A 586-nucleotide genomic window follows, 5' to 3' on the forward strand; every position below is an offset into this window, starting at 1 on the left:
GGCGGCACCCGACAGCGGCAGGCCGCGCTCGACGTCGGCGATGAGCGCGTCGATCACCTGCTGCAGCCGCGGCTCGGCGCCGGCGTCGCGCAGCGCGGCGAGGCTCTCGAAGGGCGGCACGCCGGCGGCGAGGAGCTGCTCGAGGTGGTAGCAGAAGGGGATCAGCTCGCCGCGCGGGATGCGCTTGCGCCGCAGCAGGCTGTGCCCGCCGCGCGGCCGGGCGTCGATCAGCAGCAGCGCGCGCGCACCGAGCAGGCGCTCGAGTTCGCCGAGGTCGGCCGCGTCGAGCTCGCCGCGCACGCGGCGACCATCGGCGGCGAGCGCGCGGTAGCGCCAGGTGCTCATGGGGCCTTCCTCCCGTCGCTGCACGACACCCTCCGCCGCGGATGAGCGCGCTGCCCTTCGGGCGGCCGCAGGGGCATGCTCATGCCTCGCCTCCGTGTGCGCTCTTCGCCGTAGCCGCGAGCGCGGAGAGGTCGACCACGCGGGCGAGCTCGGCGAGGCTGGTGCTGCCGTCGAGCACCCGGCGCAGGCCGTCCTCGGCGAGGCTGCGGTGGCCGCGCGCACGCGCGGCGGCGCGCAGCTC

Annotated in this window: 1 protein-coding gene; it reads right to left on the minus strand. The window is 77.3% G+C overall.

Going from position 1 to position 586, the window contains the following annotated elements:
* Positions 1–345: type II secretion system F family protein (locus C667_RS23755; RefSeq protein WP_004392100.1), on the minus strand; the 345-nt coding region annotated here is incomplete at its 3' end.
* Positions 346–586 lie beyond the last annotated feature (241 nt).

This window comes from Thauera phenylacetica B4P (assembly GCF_000310225.1).
GTDB classification, from domain to species: Bacteria; Pseudomonadota; Gammaproteobacteria; order Burkholderiales; family Rhodocyclaceae; genus Thauera; species Thauera phenylacetica.